This is a genomic window from Providencia sp. PROV109 (assembly GCF_033681625.1).
Taxonomy (GTDB): domain Bacteria; phylum Pseudomonadota; class Gammaproteobacteria; order Enterobacterales; family Enterobacteriaceae; genus Providencia; species Providencia hangzhouensis.
Window position 1 is genome coordinate 4,034,491 of record NZ_CP096320.1, and the last position, 14,638, is coordinate 4,049,128.

14 protein-coding genes are annotated in these 14,638 nt (G+C 38.0%); 1 reads left to right on the forward strand and 13 read right to left on the reverse strand.

Annotated features, from left to right (window positions below):
* Positions 1–89: 89 nt before the first annotated feature.
* The 13 genes from M1F25_RS18645 to M1F25_RS18705 all read right to left on the reverse strand — a co-directional run bounded on the left by M1F25_RS18645 (position 90) and on the right by M1F25_RS18705 (position 13,529).
* Positions 90–1,760, reverse strand: a complete 1,671-nt coding sequence (locus M1F25_RS18645) for an O-antigen ligase family protein (protein ID WP_181488747.1) — start codon at positions 1,758–1,760, stop codon at positions 90–92.
* Positions 1,761–1,771: 11 nt separating this feature from the next.
* Positions 1,772–2,335, reverse strand: a complete 564-nt coding sequence (locus M1F25_RS18650; protein WP_226617009.1) for a fimbrial protein — start codon at positions 2,333–2,335, stop codon at positions 1,772–1,774.
* A gap of 8 nt (positions 2,336–2,343) precedes the next feature.
* Complete coding sequence (locus M1F25_RS18655) at positions 2,344–3,465, reverse strand: fimbrial protein (protein WP_094962365.1); 1,122 nt, start codon at positions 3,463–3,465, stop codon at positions 2,344–2,346.
* Positions 3,466–3,467: 2 nt separating this feature from the next.
* Entirely contained in the window at positions 3,468–4,082 is a 615-nt protein-coding gene (locus tag M1F25_RS18660) for a fimbrial protein (protein WP_181488749.1), read from the reverse strand.
* Positions 4,083–4,092: 10 nt separating this feature from the next.
* The gene (locus tag M1F25_RS18665; protein ID WP_004259578.1) at positions 4,093–4,845 is read right to left on the reverse strand and encodes a molecular chaperone; all 753 of its coding nucleotides are present in this window, start codon (positions 4,843–4,845) and stop codon (positions 4,093–4,095) included.
* A 41-nt stretch (positions 4,846–4,886) separates the two neighbouring features.
* Positions 4,887–7,364, reverse strand: a complete 2,478-nt coding sequence (locus tag M1F25_RS18670; RefSeq protein ID WP_094962364.1) for a fimbria/pilus outer membrane usher protein — start codon at positions 7,362–7,364, stop codon at positions 4,887–4,889.
* A gap of 74 nt (positions 7,365–7,438) precedes the next feature.
* Positions 7,439–7,978 (reverse strand): fimbrial protein, encoded by a 540-nt coding sequence (locus M1F25_RS18675; protein ID WP_004259587.1) that lies wholly within the window; start codon positions 7,976–7,978, stop codon positions 7,439–7,441.
* Between the two features lie 83 nt (positions 7,979–8,061).
* Positions 8,062–8,604, reverse strand: a complete 543-nt coding sequence (locus M1F25_RS18680; protein WP_004259591.1) for a fimbrial protein — start codon at positions 8,602–8,604, stop codon at positions 8,062–8,064.
* A gap of 187 nt (positions 8,605–8,791) precedes the next feature.
* Positions 8,792–9,112: a helix-turn-helix domain-containing protein gene (locus M1F25_RS18685; RefSeq protein ID WP_004259596.1), complete on the reverse strand. Its 321-nt coding sequence runs from the start codon at positions 9,110–9,112 to the stop codon at positions 8,792–8,794.
* Between the two features lie 680 nt (positions 9,113–9,792).
* Entirely contained in the window at positions 9,793–10,401 is a 609-nt protein-coding gene (locus tag M1F25_RS18690; protein ID WP_094962363.1) for a sulfite oxidase heme-binding subunit YedZ, read from the reverse strand.
* Positions 10,401–11,408, reverse strand: a complete 1,008-nt coding sequence (gene msrP, locus M1F25_RS18695; RefSeq protein WP_094962362.1) for a protein-methionine-sulfoxide reductase catalytic subunit MsrP — start codon at positions 11,406–11,408, stop codon at positions 10,401–10,403. The genes M1F25_RS18690 and msrP overlap by 1 nt, the downstream gene beginning before the upstream one ends.
* 88 nt (positions 11,409–11,496) lie before the next feature.
* Positions 11,497–12,861, reverse strand: coding sequence for a heavy metal sensor histidine kinase (locus tag M1F25_RS18700; protein WP_112307647.1), 1,365 nt, complete (start codon positions 12,859–12,861; stop codon positions 11,497–11,499).
* Entirely contained in the window at positions 12,858–13,529 is a 672-nt protein-coding gene (locus M1F25_RS18705; protein ID WP_004259607.1) for a heavy metal response regulator transcription factor, read from the reverse strand. Before M1F25_RS18705 ends, M1F25_RS18700 begins: the two co-directional genes overlap by 4 nt.
* 442 nt (positions 13,530–13,971) lie before the next feature.
* Here M1F25_RS18705 and M1F25_RS18710 point away from each other — a divergent pair, with 442 nt between their 5' ends.
* Entirely contained in the window at positions 13,972–14,520 is a 549-nt protein-coding gene (locus M1F25_RS18710) for a tyrosine-type DNA invertase (RefSeq protein ID WP_014657972.1), read from the forward strand.
* Positions 14,521–14,638: the final 118 nt, after the last annotated feature.

A 14,638-nucleotide genomic window follows, 5' to 3' on the forward strand; every position in this document is an offset into this window, starting at 1 on the left:
TTTAATTAATAAAACGCCCTATTTATTGATAATTAACACCAATAAATCCTTTAGATTTTTAATTAACACACGAATTACCACGTGAATAATTAAAAATTCAATCCTTCTAATTTCTCATTATTATCAAATAAAAAAATCGCTTTTCCTTTGACGCTTTTTGCTTTCTCTTTCTCACCTAATTCATTTAAAACAAGAATCCAAGAAAAATAAACATTAATATCTGGGCAAGAACGAGAATAGCTTTCTGCCCAAGACGAAAATAAATTCAAGTAATAGGGGTTCTGTGTCTCGTTATAGCGTAACAAATACCCCATATTGAGATCCAATTTATAACGATCATTGATTAAGTAATATTTCCACTCGCTATAATCGGGCTCATTCATAGAAAGAAGAAACTGTTGCCCTGTTTTTTCGATATACGTTAAATATTGCTGCGTTTGCAAAGTAAAATACAGCAACCCCATGGATAACAAACCACCTAACGCAATAATTGTTTTCGAACAATACCCTACAATTTTATTTAAATGATACTTTTTAGTTGGAATATCAGCACAACGTATTAACAGTATCAATACCATCCCATGAGGTATTGATAGCCACAATGGAAACTCTGTCATCATATGAAAAACAATTGGTAACGCAATAACTAAAAAAACATAATTATTATTTTTATTTTTTAATGAAGAATAAAGTAGATACCCACTACCAATAATAACTAACAATATCGCAGCAATGCCAACTACCCCACCTTCAACCATCCAACGTAATATCTCATTATGTGGATGTGATATGACCCTTTCACTGGTTCCAAGTAACCCACCACCAAAGCGCTCTAAAAATACAGATTCAAAACTACCAACACCCGTACCAAATAAAATATTTTCACTAAATAAATATAAACTATGCTGCCATAACACCCATCTAATGTGCGATGTCTGTAATTTACTTTCAGAAAAGTCAGAAATATTAAAACCAATTTTTATTCCATAGCCAATAATAAGACCGATAACAATCGACATTAAAGAATAAAAAATATATTTACGATGATACTTTGCAAAAAAATAAAAAACAATAACAATTAATAATAAATTTAAATATCCAGTTAATGATTGAGACAATGGCAATACCACGCTCATTAAAACGAGACTCACAATGATAATGGCTGACGCATACCATGTGACAGTTCTCATTAAAATAAACATACCTATTGCACTGGCAATGCCAACACAAATAAAACTAGAGAGAACATTAACTTGTTGGAATACGCCATATGACCTATCCCCTGATATCGGAAAAAAATTAAAAATTTGTGCTATTGAAAATAGGCTCTCAATAATAGCAGAAAATAATATACTGCAAACAATTATTTTCAATACAGTTTCTGAAATATTTATTTGCAGTAAAGCTTGATAAAAAAATAACGCGCCCAATAACCAATATGCTGTCAAGTATGCATTAAACTGGTAATCTTTAGGCGCAAAAAAACACAAGCCTAATAATAAGACCAATCCAATCGTAATATAATTACTCGACTTAGAGTAATATAAGCTTGAATTTTTAATTTGTGTAATACTAACCAATACAATAAAAAAAGCAATAAAAAAACTACTAATTATATTGAATGGTAATGACAAACCTGTTCCGCCCATATTCGGCAGATAAATATGCAATATAATGCCAAAAAATATAACGACAAAACTTAAAAGAACCCATGGATAACGTTCTTTTTTATTATCTTTAATTTTGATTGCAAACATCATGTTTTCATTCGTTATTGATAATTTAATGTATAGTACGCAGTACTATAAAAATTCCCATAGGTAATCGTTTGGTTAATTCTCGCTTCAGGCTCAGCCTCGACATAAGCCTTAAATTGAATTTCCGTATTATTTGTTGCCAGATTTTGTGCTAATGATGGCGTATTCAATTCTATGGGTGTCTCATTTAAGTTTAATAACCCAATACCGATTCCGCTAGCTTCACTTTGGTCACTAATCGCAAGATGGTCAGGAAGATTCTTATTTTCAATTCCATTAAAAGTCACTGTCACCGATTTAAATATGGTCGTATTACAATTCGTTAAATGGATTGAGAAAATTAAAGGTTTCGACTTACCTTCTTTATAAAGGTCTTTAACCGAAATTTGTTGAAAATCAACAGGGACCTTCTCACTTCCCGGCGCTATCTGACATGGCGTAGCAATAACCATGCCTCTGAATGAATAGCTTCCCATATTAGTTGGGATCACACTCGCACTCATCGGCCCCGAGACTAATAAATATAAGCCAATCGACAATAAATATTTTGTACGCTTTATCTGATTATTATTTCGCATGATCGGCCTCATTGGAATTCAGCAAGGATTGTCCCGGTACTTGTAAATTCACCTTCTTCCACACTACTACCAGGCGCAGCTATTGGCGCAGCCGTTAAGTTCCAGGTACCTTGGTTATTAATAAAGTCAGGCACTTGGTATGCTTGATTCGGTTTTACCAATGTACCCGCCACATTATCAGTCACCACAATGCCAAGATTTGTGCGTTTCACACCGTTTTTTAACGTACCGAAATAATCAGGGTTAAAATCCGCACTGCCTGACGCCCCCGGTAAGAGTGACAGCTTGATATTTAAATCACCTGTTGTAAAACTTCCACCGGTACATTTAACTGGGATCTTAAAGGGCTGAGCATAATTAATTCCATTTAACTGTTCACTCGTATTTGCTACATCAAGAAAATCAATATTAATTGGGTTACCTTCATTAATCGTACACTCATCAGCAACCGTGATGATCCCTGCTCCTAAAACAACCCGAGTTGAAGGGATTGGCGCATAAGCTGTACTGCCATTCGCTGGGCTGCCTTTTTTGGCAAAAACCTGTACCAGCTCAGCTTGGTTGATGGTAATGCCATTAATAATCGGTTTTTTCAGCCTAAACGTGATTGTCCCACTCGACCCTGTCCGTAGCTCGACGCCATAGTCACGGCTATTAACACTCGGTGGTGTACACTCTATTGGGTCAGATCCCCCATTCCACATATCCTTCACTGGGACAGTAACTTTCTGACCAACCCTTCCCCCTATTTGAATTTCAACTTTTACATCAAAATATTCATTAAGGTTCAGGTACCCTGGGTTTTGCATTGATGTAGGAATGGTTGACATTAAATCAAATGTCATTCCTGAATCAGGATCTGAATTTCCAGGACCTCCTGGCTTCATATAACTTTGGCAGTAAATATCGAAAAAAGGCCAGTTACCCACATCAAAATTGAATACTGTTTCAGCATCTTTCTCATTGACCAGTAGCTGATTATTCATTGTCGCTTCGAATGTGTAAGTCCCCCCATCAGGTATAGCGGAGCCGTGAGGAAAGCCTAAAGCAGATAACGGCATTAACCCTATTGTGAATAGACCGGCCACAATAGTCATATCTTTTAGTTTTTTGTTGTTGGATACAAACATGGTTATAAATACTCCAGTTTTAGCCTAACTAATCCGCTAAAAGTTCCCGCTGAAACAGACTGTGCTGTAGATTCCAATGAGGCATTAAGTGTAATGTTGTTATCACCAGGTTTGATCACCCATGAACTTGTTGGCTGATTGACCATTAAGTTTTGATGATCTTTACTGGAAATACGTAATCCTGCGCCTCGAACATCGCCTGTAACTCGCACAAGTTCAGGGTTAAAAAAATCCGTATCTCCCGCAATACTCAATGAAACTGCGCTTTCTCCCGTCAAGTAATAACGCTGAGCATTTTGAGTTGCCTCTCCAGCAGCATTCACAAATGACTTGGATGCCCCGCGTTGGCAATCTTTGAGCCGAATATTAAATGCAACAGGAGTACTTCTATCGCCAATGCGGTGAAATTCTCTGGCATTGATGTCACCTAAATCGACATACTGCTCTTGTGTTTCTAATTCAAGAACACAAGGTGATGCATAAACGCTTCCTGTCAAATGCACAGTACTATGTACGTCTAGCAATGTTTGGCGAGACAGCTTTTCATCCGCAATTTCTGCAACTGCGGAGAAACTTCCTAATCCCAATAACACGATCCCTAAGCACCTAATGTTCATATCAATACTCCTAGCGAATCTGTTGCTCTGGTGGTAACGCTTTACACGTATTTCCGCTACAACTGTATTTAAGTTCTGGATGACCACCATAATCATTCACATACATCATGGTGAAACTCTCGCCTGAACTATTGACCTTAATATCGAGATGCGATTTAGGGGCAATCATCACTCCTGGAAAATCGGTTAGTTTTTTTCCACCTTCTGCCACTGGTTTATTATTAAGGCTAATAATGGTTACAAAATAAGGTGTTGGGTTTTCAGCACGCCAGTTATTTCCCTGTTTATAAAATATGACTTGGTCTTGCCAAACCGCACTTCTAGATTTAGGAATAATGGCTGTCGGCCGATAAAATAATTTAATACGCGATTGCATCGCTAACTGTAAAACATTCGGTTTATCGGGTTTTGGCGGAACTTCGCGCACATTTAAATAAAATAGACTTTCACGATCTTGAGGTAACTTATCTATCTCGGCTGTTTTTGAAACACGAGCAACCCCTTTTTGCCCCCCATTAATGCGCTGTAATGGTGGCAATACAACTAATGGCGATGTAATTTTTTTCCCATTGGCATCTTCAACCCATGACTGAGCAAGAAAAGGAATACTTGAGCTGGTGTTTGATAAATTAGCACTCGCAGAGTTTTCATCGCCTGTAATAATCAGTCGTGTTCTATCCAGTGAAATACCTGCATATGATTGCCCTACGCCAACCATCATAACTAGCAAACCACCTACCCATTTATTTATACGAATCGCCATTTTCTCTACCTTATAGAATACTTTTTCAAACTGTCATTACATTATTGGCAAGGCAGCAAAACTGACATGCCCGAATTTATTTTTTCAGGCAGTTGAATTTTACATTGCGCTTTTCCACCCCAAGATACTGTTAACGTTTCTTTAGGATTTACTGCCATCAAGTATGCCAACCCATTTTCCATTAACATGGCAATGTTAATTCCATCCGCGTTTGTCACATCAGCACCAAACGGAGGTACCGTATCGTTATAACGAATGGTGGCAATGAGCTTTTCACCTTGTGCAACATCAAATCGCTGATAACCGATTGCCCCTTCTGTTAATGTCGAGGTTGCGATCGCCTTATTGGTATCAACGTTATTTTTTAACTTATCGACATCAATACGTGTGTCGAAGCTGTAATAGCTGACAATATCAGGCACAACAGAGATACCAGCCCAGTTAGTTCGCGTTTTTTCATGGTTAAACGGCACGCCACCAACACCGTTGGTATCGACCATAATTCTTGCTGTATCCGTTGTACCGGTGCTGTTATGCAATGCAGCACCATGCTTAGTAGCAGTGAAGCCACCGCGCAATGTCCCGTTGATCGATGCCGTTTGTCTTTCTTGATAGCTCACATTGGTATTAACTTCAGCAAGTTGCGTCCGTTTTTGATAATATCCATCAAACCGGACGCGATCATCGCTGCTTCGGCCGGCTCTAACTCGCCATAAATTATTCGTATCCCTGTTATCACTGTAAGACAGCATATGGCTGGTCTTACTACCACTATTTTGCAAGTCGTATCCAGCCCAACGGCTATCACCAACAGGCACTGAAACCGAAAGTGAAATGCTATCGTCACGTCGACCTCGATAGTCAGAACGGTAAGCCGCAATATTGGTTGAGACACCATTGATGCCCATTAGACGAAATGTTCGCCCCACGGATAAGCCATATCTATCTTGAGATGTTTGGTCCCAAAAGGTCTGATGGGTATAAGTTAAGAATACTGTCGTTCTCCAATCAGGATCATCCGCCCAAAAAGTTTTATTCCCTGTAACGGTATACATCTCTTTTTGACGGCCAATACCCAGATATTTGTTTTCACGCTCATCTAAATATTGCGACAGCGTTCTAAACTTATCCTGCGAGAAGCGGTAACCCGCAAAAGTAATCGTACTGTTAAGTTCATCAAATGACTTTGAATAACTCAGACGATAAGAAGAACCCGTTTGTGTGTTATCACCCGGCATTCGGCTAATGGATTGTGTGATATCTGCAGAAAGTGCACCAAATATAGATAAATCGCGCCCTAACCCAGCAGATATTGCGGTGTAATCCCTACCCGCAAAAAGTAGGCCTCCAATGAGTGACCAGTTATTGCTCAGCCCCCAAGAGAAATCTCCCGTGGCAAACATTGGCCCCTCAGGCTTGTGATTAAATCGAGATGGCTTACCGACCGAAGCGTTGTAACGCACATAACCCGGGCGAGTTAAATAAGGGATATTTGCCGTATCAACTTGAAAAGTCGATACCTCGCCGTCATCACCTTCAACTTTGACATCCAAGGTTCCACGGATTGAGCTTTGCAAATCTTGAATACTGAATGGCCCCGCAGGTACCGTCGTTTCATAAACGACACGCCCAGCTTGAGTCACAACAATTTTTGAATTGCTTTTCGCGATACCATTAATCTGTGGTGCATATCCTCGTAGATTCGGCGGTAACATACGTTCATCACTGGCAAGGTTAAAACCAGTGAAGCGAATCGTGTCAAAAACCTGAGAACTTAGATAAATTTCACCCAGTGTCAGCTTAGCCGCCATGTGGATCAGAGGACGATATGCATAAAACTGGTTCCAATCGAATTTTCTATCGCCACGCTCGTTATAATTAGCTTGATAATCAGCTCTAAAACGCCATGCCCCCAAGTTAAATCCCGTTTGGCCATATGCTGATAATGAGTGTTTATTTGTATGTGTCGTCAAAGAACGAGAAACTGACCCGGTCAGGTTATAATCAAATATAAGGCCTGAAACCCCAGAATCCCAACGCTCAGGCGGCACCCAACTAGGATCGGAATATTTCATCCATGCCTGTGGAATAGTGATATCCAGTTTGCCTTCATGATTATTAATTTTAACGCCTGAAATAGGTAAAATATTTGAACATTCAGGGGATATGGCTTGGATTTTTTTTAACGCATCTTCTTTGAGCGCTAACATTTCAATTTGCTTAGGGGTAAAACAAACTAATGATTTTTCACTATCGTGAGGATCGGTAATATAAGTGACCTTCTGCTGAGACAATGATTGTCCATTAATATAGAGATCTAATAAATATGTCCCAGGAAATACGAAATTATCTTTAGAGAATCGAGTTAAATCAATATTGTTACGGTCACCAACATCTAATACGTCAACATTAAACTCAACAAGATCATTTGCAGACATATTTGGTGAATAGCAAAGTACTGCAATATATATTGCAAATAGTTTTTTTATATTATTTATATTTCCATTTAAAATAATCATTTTAGTTACTCAGTATTCACTCATTAGGCTAGAGATTTAGCTCAATTCTCTTTTATATGTAATTATTATTAGCTTTAGAAATAATCCATTCTAAACCTTAGAACTCCAGCGAAATCACCTGCCTTAATATGCTTTTGATAAGCAACTAAAATTGCAGTAAAATCTAATCTATTGCGCCCTTCTAATAATGTGTAATCCGGCATTTTTCTATTAAGTTTAAGTATTTCGCCGTGAGAGTCTCTAAACTGAATTCCAAACCCCTCTGAATCGCCGCTTACTTGTAAAAGTTGATCATCATTAACAGATGTTCCCATCATGGTTATTTGCGCGCGTGATGCACTACCTTTATCATTAGAAGGCAACGTACATCCAACGAGCTTTATAGCAAAATTCTTACTCACCAGCATATTGACTTCAGGAGTGATCTCTCGGGCACTGATTTCACCAAAATTAACCCAAAGTTCTCGGCTTTCAGGATCAATCGTACATGAGGCTTCTATTAATTCACCTTGCATTACAATATCACCAGGGGTGTTATTGGCGGTCATTCCCCAACTTAATAGAGGCCATAGCAAACTAGAGCCTAGTGCTATTTTTGCAACCCGAATAGTCATGGATAATACCATTTAGTTATTGGTAGATTTTATTAATGCGGAGTATTTAACACTCCGCATCTTGGTATAAAATCAATTACAAATTATTGGTAATCAATTTTAAAATTGATGGTTGAATCAAAGCTACCTGGAGTTACTGCATTAGATGCATTATCAGATTTTAAATAAGCAACGAATGGAATTGCAGTTTTACCATCAGTTAAATTAACTGCTGTAGAAGCTTGTCCCCAAACAACATCTTTATTTCCATTGTCTCTTAAACCGATACCAGCACCACTTGCAGTACCTGAAGTGAACGCCGCTAATGTATTATCATTAGGGTTAATAGTTGATGGTGTATAAGTTACAGTTGCAGTTTGTGCAACGGTAGTATCACACCCTTGCAGAACGATATCTTTCTTGATATTACCTGCACGCTCACCATTTTTTAAATTAGAAACAGGGATCTGATAAAAGTTTACTTTTACAGGACTTGATTCTTCACTTAAACCACAAGCAGAATTCACTAATTCACCTGAAAATTCGATAGTACCGTTAGTAGGTGTACCAGTATAAGCAGCCATTGCTGCGAACGAAGCAAAGCCTGATGCAAATACAGCACCCATTACAAATTTATTCAATTTCATGATTATTTAATCCTGTATAATACTCGTATAATGTATGTTTCGCCAAATAGTTGTTAATAACAACTTTAGATAAAAATAATCATTATTTTTAATTAAATTAATGATTATTTTTAATAAAGTTATCATATATACAAGTTATATTTAATGATTACACTTTGTAAAATAGGTTATATTTTTATTGACTGAATTAACGCCACATTTTTTTAGTGTCTTTATCTAAGATAGCAAAATAATTATTTTCATTTTTTATAATACATTGTAATCTTTCATTATCATATCTATCTATTACATGATTAAAAAGGTCTCTCCATGACTTATTGAATATCAAAAGGATTGTGTCCATCATTTCAAATGTCAGTTTTGTTTTTCCCGTTTCATATCGAGATATCTGCTGTTGACTAATATTCAATCTTTTTGCCAACTCTTCCCCTGTTAAGTTTCGCTCTTTTCTAATTCCTCTCAGATACTGCCCTATTTCTTTATTTATCTCATTAGAAAAATAAGTCATTTAATTTAACCTTTATATTAAAAATTAATTATAGGCACCAATCTGAACCATAGATACCGTCCTAAAATTTTTGATTATTATATGTCTGATTATTTATTTTGTATAATCGATAGAGCAAATTGATTACTATTAAAAACATTTATCGCTCTATTAATATAGGAGAAATGTAACAAAAAAAAATCACACTTAAATTAATAATATAAATAACAGTATGTTATAGATTAAAAACCAAAGCTTACCACCTAAAAAATTACATTTTGATACACTTAAAAATATTAAAACATATTTTTTACTAATGAGATGTATTTTATGGTTAAATTTCAACCACGAAATACAACTTAAAAAAGTAGATTTACTCAGATTTTGTGTTTGTAAATTATATGAGATTTTTTTAAGATTTATCTTAACCTTGTTATTTACAAACACCAACAAATTAATTATAAATTACCGTAAAATTTATAATCGAAATTATATACCACAGAAATCATCACTAGCACCCAATAAATTCCAACACAGTCTAAAAATCAGGGGATTTATTACACTAATAATGAGTATTAAGAGATTATATTTCACACATGTAATTTTGTGCTTTGATAAAGTGAATGCCTAATACTGAGAAACTTCAGTACCGGCATTTGATAATATCAGGTAGGAATACAATTAAAGCACGTCAACCTTTATTAAGATTTTATTCGTTGTGTTTGCTGGCTCCGCATGCGATAAGCAAACGCACTTCCCACGATGGCTAAATAGATAAATGGTTCAGGTGTTAAGGTTTTTAATGACAAAGTATAGTGGCAAAGCGCCAATATGAGCGTAGGGTAAAGCAGCATATGAATTCTTTTCCACCATACGCCCAAATAAAGGCGTATACGGTTGAATGAACTGACTGCCATCAACAATAAACACAACCAAGCTATCGCGCCAATCACTAAATAGAGCCGCGAAAAAATCTCTTCGAAAAATAGCGCCAAATTATTTACGCCAATTTCAAGTAATAGATAGCTACTTAAATGCAGCACAGCCCAGAAAAAACACCATAACCCCAGTAATTTTCGCGTCTGAAACAAGGCAGTAAATCGCAATAATTTCGCAACCAGTGGGATCAGTACAATAATAACGAGCAAACGTAAAGCCGCTATTCCTGTAAAATGTTGGATATCTTTGGCAGGGTCGGCTCCAAGCCGTTGGGTATCGACTAAAAAAATCAGCCATACCAAAGGGAGCAAAGCAATAAGATGAAAGCTCCCTTTGGTTAATCCAACAATGAACTTATTGTCTTGGGGCATCAATAATATCTCCGCAAATCCATTCCTTGATACAAACTTGCCACTTGTTCGCCATATCCATTAAACAACAATGTTGGCTGGCGGGTCACTTGGCCTAAGCCCCCAGCACCAATAAAACGTTCGGTGGCTTGTGACCAACGAGGATGGCTTACATCTGGATTCACATTGGCAAAAAAGCCATATTCGCTCGGCGCTGATAAGTTCCATGTCGTGTCAGGCATTTGCTCAGTAAGGCGAATTTTGACGATAGATTTAATCCCTTTAAAGCCATATTTCCATGGTACGACCAACCGGATCGGTGCTCCGTTTTGGTTGGGTAATGTTTTTCCATAAACGCCGGTCGCCAGCAAAGTCAGTGGATTCATAGCTTCGTCTAAGCGTAGCCCTTCAACATAGGGGTACGATAAACCACCACCAATATAACGACTTTTTTGTCCTGGCATTTGTTCTGGTGCGTAGCGTGTTTCAAAAGCCACATATTTAGCTTTGCTAGTGGGTTCGACTAAAGCCAATAATTTCGCTAAAGGAAAGCCAACCCATGGAATGACCATCGACCAAGCCTCAACACAGCGCATGCGATAGATGCGCTCCTCTAAGGGAAACTTAGTGTTTATGTCATCTAAATTAAGCGTCAGGGGACGATTCACTTCGCCATCTATTGTCACCGTCCACTCATCCGTGACTAAAGTATGGGCATTCTCGGCAGGATCGGATTTACCGAGCCCAAATTCATAAAAATTATTATAACCAATCACTTTATCTTCAGGGGTGAGGGTTAAAGATGGCTGAAACTCTTCAGGTTGAATAAATGTCAGAGGTTTTCTTGGCGTCATCGGAGGTGTTGGCGTATCGTCATCGAACCAAGAAAACAGCCCTGCATTAGCCGTCGTCGCAACGGTTAAACCTGCAGCTCCAATGCCTAAAGCCTTAAGTAGCTGACGGCGTTTCATAAAAAAGAGGGTTTCATCCGTGATTTGAGATGCGGGAATTTTAGGTAACTTTTTCATCATGCGCTCCATAGCAAAAAGGATATGAAATTAGTTATACCGAAAGTACGACAAAAGTGGCTGACAGTAAGATGACAAATTTGTCATCTTACTTAATTGTAGGAAATTTCAGGGTAATGGTACTGGTTCCTGCATGGTGTTCAAAACTCGCTGATCCGCCATGTAATTCGACTATCGCTTTCACAATCGCTAACCCGAGTCCTGTTCCCTCTGTCGTTCGAGCATTATCCCCGCGCCAAAAACGGGTGAAAATTTCATCACTATTTTGTAGAGGTTCACCTTGGTTAGTAATTTTAATTTCTCGCTGTTGCGGCAGAGCAATAATTTGGGTAACGACGCAAGTGCCTGGGTGAGAATATTTAATCGCGTTGGAGACAATATTCACTAAAACTCGGCTGAGTAATACTGGGTCAGCATCCAGAGTCAGGGATGAGGGCTCACAATACAGCTCAATCTGTTTTTCTTCTGCATAGGCAGAAAAGAGTTCGTAAACATCGTTAACTAACGTATATAAGGAAAGTTTTTCTCGATTTAAGGTAATATTTTTATTTTCCGCACGGGCAATAAACAAAGTACTTTGGATCATTTGTGACAGTTTATCGAGCTCTTCAATATTACTGACTATCATCCCTTCATATTCGCTAACACTGCGCGAGCGCTGAAGTGTAATTTCATTTTGTACCCGAATCGCATTAATTGGGGTTCTCAACTCATGCGCCAAGTCATCAGCAAATTGAGTAAGTTTGACAAAATCATGCTTTAACCGCTGGCGCATCGTATTCATTGATTCGCCCAGCTCTTTTAGCTCTTGTGGTAGCTGATCAATATCGATTGGATCATTTAATGCATGAACGTCTGTTTTGACCGTTATCTGGCTCAATGCTTGAATCTCGGATAACCCTTTTTTCAACAGCCATAAGCTAAGTAGCCCCATCAGCAAAATTGAGAGGACAGAAATCACCACGCTTTGGGTAAGATATTGAGCCAACACGCCACTACGGTCGACAGAAACTTTACCAAGCACCACATGGAGCGGCCCTATTGGAGAATTCATCGAAAAATAGACCGCAGAAATAGGGATGCCTTGAGCAGTTTGCCAATGGTTAATGGCATTGATGTTTAGCTGCTCAAGATTGACTAACTGAAGAGGTTGGGAGCCCAATAACTCGCGATTGGTTGTGACCAATATTTGCCCTGCTGCATCAGAGATTTGGATCAAGTCTTGGCGCATGTCCATCATGCTTTGGAAATACATGGGAAGTGTTTTGATATCAATGCCACCAGCGATGAGTTTGGCAAGCTGCTCCGCACGGTTAACCAGTAAATTATTATCTTGTTGAGATAGTTCATTTTTGAGTGAATGATACAAAATCCATGTCACCACTCCAGCATTAGTAACCATAAGAATGATAAACAGAGAAATAAGTTTGAATCGAAGTGATTTCTTTTTCATTCTATTGGCCTATTTAAACGGTATCCCATCCCTCGAATGGTTTCGATGAGTTTAACGTCAAATTCATCATCGATTTTTTTTCTCAATCGACGGATAGCCACATCAATAATATTCGTGTCACTTTCAAAATCGATGCCCCAAACTTCGCTAGCAATTAAGGTTCTAGGTAAAATTTCATCGCAATGTAGAACGAAAAACAGCAATAAGGAAAACTCTTGCCGAGTTAAGGTGATTTTCTTTCCAGCACGCTCAACATCGTGGCGAGTTAAGTCGATTTTTAAATCCGCAATAGTTATGGTGGTTGAGGCTGGCTGGTTAATTTTTAATTGGTTTTTAACCCTGGCTAATAATTCAGAAAACGAAAACGGCTTAACGAGATAGTCATTGGCACCAAGCTCTAAACCTTTAATTCTGTCATCAACGGCATCCCGCGCAGTGAGGCAAATCACCGGTATGTTTTTAGCTGTGCGTAAGATTTTTAAAATTTCCCAGCCATTCATACCAGGCAGCATGATATCGAGGATCACCAATTGATAACTGTTTTCTAAGGCAAAATAGAGACCATCGCGACCATCATTAGTCACATCAACGAGAAAACCCGCTTCTTCTAACCCATTTTTGACCCACACTTGGGTTTTTAGGTGATCTTCAATTAATAGTATTCTCATGGGAACCTAATAGTGACTTTATTTGACTTAACTCCATTTCATCTTAAAGAAATTTTCCCTTTAAAGAAACGGGTAGGAATTTAACCATAAAATACTCGGAGAAAGACAGCGGGAAAAAACAACATGGGGCCATTAAAAGCAACTCGTAGAATGGTGAGTGGGCCGGCACGAAAAATGGAAATTAGCTGCTTTCATCGACGAGCAAGTATTGTTTCGTAGGCAAATAATCCCTTTTCCCTCGCATTTATAACACAGAATAAAAATTGATTAACCAAATATAAAACTTTAGTTAATTAGTCTTCAATTACCGACTTGGCGGATAATAAATAATTTTTTATTTCACTCATAGAATAAAGGCATTATATTTATCTAAAAAAATTAATGTGTTAGGTCGATTAATTTAGATATGATTGACCTTTTTTGACTAAATAGGGAAACGTTCATGTCCACTCGTAAGTATTTAACTCAACAGGAAATATCTCGACTTTTAGCTGCTTGTCATTTGTCGCGACATCCCGAACGTAATTCTTGCTTAATTTATATGTGCTTTATACATGGTCTAAGGGCAAGCGAAGCCCTATCGCTAAAATTATCTGATCTTAACTTAGAAAGTAATGAACTTTATGTACACCGTTTAAAGAATGGTTTTTCAGTTAATCACCCACTGATTGATGAAGAGATCCCACTCATTAAAGCTTGGCTAAAAATTAGAAATACATGGAAAGGGAAAGAAAGCCAGTGGTTATTCTTATCTGAAAGAGGGACTGCCATGACTCGCCAGCGCTTTTATCAACTTTTTTCACGACTTGGCGAGCTAGCTGAGCTGACCCTAGGTATTCATCCCCACATGTTACGACATGCATGTGGTTATGCATTAGCGGATAGAGGTGCCGATACGCGTTTAATTCAGGATTATTTGGGGCATACGAATATACAACATACCGTACGATACACAGCAAGTAACCCTGCAAGATTTCGGGGAGTGTGGTAAGAAAGGTGCTATATGGTGGGATAAAGGCGCTAAAAGAGTTGTCAAAATGCACCAAATTGACAAACGTAATGAATTAGGTGCATCTTAAGTTAAATGAAAATACACGTCAAATACGTAG